Consider the following 2,919-nt stretch of genomic DNA (forward strand, 5'->3'; position numbering starts at 1 on the left):
CGCTCGATGACTGATCTTGGACAGCTGCTCGCCGCCATCCGTTTCGGTGACAGCGCGTTCCCGTCCGGCGGGTTCGCCTTCTCGTCGGGGTTGGAGGGCTCCTACCGGGACGGAATGGTGCAGGACGAGGGCGACGTCAGCGCTTTCGTCGCTGAGCAGCTCGAGGGAAACTGGCATCGGCGCGACCGGGTCCTAATGCGGCGGGCCTGGACCGCACCGGACCCTGACGCTGTGGACACCTTCGCCGAGGCAGTCGCGACGATGTCAGTGCTACGGGAGGCATCCCGCCGCGCTGGTGCGGCCACCCTCGCAACTTTCGCTGCAGTGATCGACCCGGGCATCGGCGACTACCGCAGCCGGGTACTCGCTGGGGCCGTCCCCGGTCACCTTGCGGTGGCCCAGGCGGTCTGCTTCCGCGCCGCGGGCCTCACGCTCGAAACGGCAGAGGCCGTCGCGGCATGGCAGGTCGTTTCCGGAATCACCGGTGCCGCACTGCGTCTCGGAATCTGCGGGCACCTCGGTGTCCAGCGGGTCGTGACGAACATGACGTCGCCCCTAATCGATCTCCTGCAACGCCAGCCACCCACCGAACCCGCCGCGTTCACCGCCTACGCCGACATCGCGGCCCAGCGCCACGACGATGGCGTGCGGTTGTTCGCCAGTTGACCACCTGGATCTGAAGGAGATCGTGTGAACCTGACGCCCACCGAGCTCGAGCGCATTACGGTGTTCAACGCCGCCGAGCTGGCACGGCGCAATCTCCGCGAAGGCATCCGGTTGAGCCATCCCGAAGCGGTGGCTCTGCTGGCTGACGAGGTGATGCTCGCTGCACGCAAGAACATGGCCTACGACGAGGTGATCGACCACGCCGCAGCGCTGCTCACGGCCGACCAGTGCGAACCGGGTGTGCCCGACATGGTGCGCATCGTGGCGCTGGACGCTCCGTTCGCCGACGGCACCAAGCTCGTGACGCTGATCGACCCAATCATCGCTGGGGAGAACGATATCCGCCCAGGAGAGATCGTCGTCGGCGACGAGCCGATCGAGCTGTTCCCCGGCGCCCAGCGACTGGCGCTGACCGTTGTCAACCGCGGCGACCGGGACATCCAGGTGCGTAGCCAATCGCACTTCTTCGAAACCAACCCAGCGCTCGAGTTTGATCGCCGCGCTGCGTGGGGCCACAAACTGGACGTCGCCTCCGGTGCAGGAGTGCGGTTCGAACCCGGAATTCCCGTCGAGGTCACGCTGGTTCCGATGGCAGGCGATCGTGTCGCCCAAGGCTTCTCGGGAGTGGTCAACGGGCCACTCGACGCACATGGTGCCCTCGAAGCGGCACTTGCCATGCAGCACGAAGGCTGACGGCACAGTGACATCGATCAATCGGCAGTCCTACGCTCGCTTGTTCGGCCCCACCAAGGGGGACCGGATCCGCCTCGCCGACTCAGACCTCTTCGTCGAGGTCGAACGGGATTTCACGATGCCCGGTTACGAGTTGCTCGCAGGCGCCGGCAAGTCCGTACGGGATGGCGAAGGGTACCGGCCTTCCACGAAGCCGTCGGACGGAGCCCTCGACTACGTCATCGGCAATGCGGTCATCATCGACGCGGTGGCCGGAATCATCAAGGCGGACATCGGCATCCGTGACGGCAGAATCGTCGGTATCGGAAAGGCGGGCAACCCCGACACCATGCCCGGTGTCACCCCTGGACTGGTCGTCGGCACCAGCACCACGCCGATTCCGGCCGAAGGCATGATTGTGACCGCAGGGGCGATCGAGACCCACGCGCACCTGATTTCGCCGCAGCAGGTCGAGCATGCGCTGTCGACCGGCACCACGACCCTCATCGGTGGATCGCTGGGTCCAACGTTCGAAGTCGCTACCGGAAGCCCCCGCAACCTCGGGCTGTTCCTGAAGGCCGGCGAATACACACCCATGAACTTCGTCGCGTTCGGCCGCGGGTCCTCCGATCCGGCGGCAGTCTTGGAGTCGGTGGCCGCAGGCGCAGGCGCGGTGAAGATCCACGAAGATCTGGGGGCGTCGCCGGCCGTCATCGACAAGACGCTGCAGGCCGCCGATTCCGCCGACTTCGCGGTGCACTTGCACACCGACTCGATCAACGAGTTCGGGTTCTCCGAGCAGACGCTGTCGACGATCGGCGGCCGGACCATCCACATGTATCACGTGGAAGGCGCGGGCGGAGGACACGCCCCCGACCTGATCCGGTGCGTCGGCTACGAGAACGTCATTCCCGGTACGACCAACCCGACCAACCCCTACACGATCACCGGGCTCGATGAGGGCGTGCCGATGACGATGATCGCGCACTTGATGAATTGGGAAGCGCCAGAGGACATTGCGTTCGCCGAGGCGCGGATCCGACCGCAGACCATGGTCGCCGAGGACTTCCTGCACGACATGGGAGCCATCTCGATCTTCGGCAGCGATACCCAGGGCATGGGCCGGCTCGCCGAGAACATCACCAACTGCTGGCAGCTCGCGGCGGTGATGAAGCAGCGCATCGGGCGGCTGCCGGAGGAGACGACGGCCTTCGCCGACAACGAACGCGTCAAGCGCTACATCGCGAAACTCACCATCAACCCGGCCATTTCGATCGGCGCCGACGCGCACATCGGCTCCGTCGAGACCGGCAAGGTGGCAGACCTGGTGATCTGGCAGCCCGCATTCTTCGGCGTCAAACCCAGGGTGGTACTCAAGAACGGGATGATCGCGTGGGCGGCACTCGGCGACGCGGCAGGGTCCATCTCGTCGTCGGAGCCGATCATCCAACGTGCCAACTGGGGTGCGCTTGGCGACGCGGCCGCCAAACTGGGGTTCGTGTTCATGTCCTCGCTCGCGATCGATGCGGGCGTGCCGGACAAGCTGGGGCTGCGCAAGAACGTGTTGCCGATCAAGTCGGT

The 2,919-nt window shown here is 65.8% G+C and carries 3 protein-coding genes; all 3 read left to right on the forward strand.

Translation table 11 applies throughout. The features are described 5' to 3' along the window. On the forward strand, nucleotides 1–666 hold a 666-nt coding region (locus tag QOH60_RS05220), incomplete at its 5' end, for an urease accessory protein UreF (protein ID WP_526417822.1). Nucleotides 667–690: 24 nt separating this feature from the next. Then, entirely contained in the window at nucleotides 691–1,359 is a 669-nt protein-coding gene (gene ureB / locus QOH60_RS05225; protein WP_526417824.1) for an urease subunit beta, read from the forward strand. A gap of 7 nt (nucleotides 1,360–1,366) precedes the next feature. Then, nucleotides 1,367–2,919: urease subunit alpha (locus QOH60_RS05230; RefSeq protein WP_526417826.1), on the forward strand; the 1,553-nt coding region annotated here is incomplete at its 3' end.

Source organism: Mycobacterium sp. (assembly GCF_032159765.1).
Taxonomy (GTDB): domain Bacteria; phylum Actinomycetota; class Actinomycetes; order Mycobacteriales; family Mycobacteriaceae; genus Mycobacterium.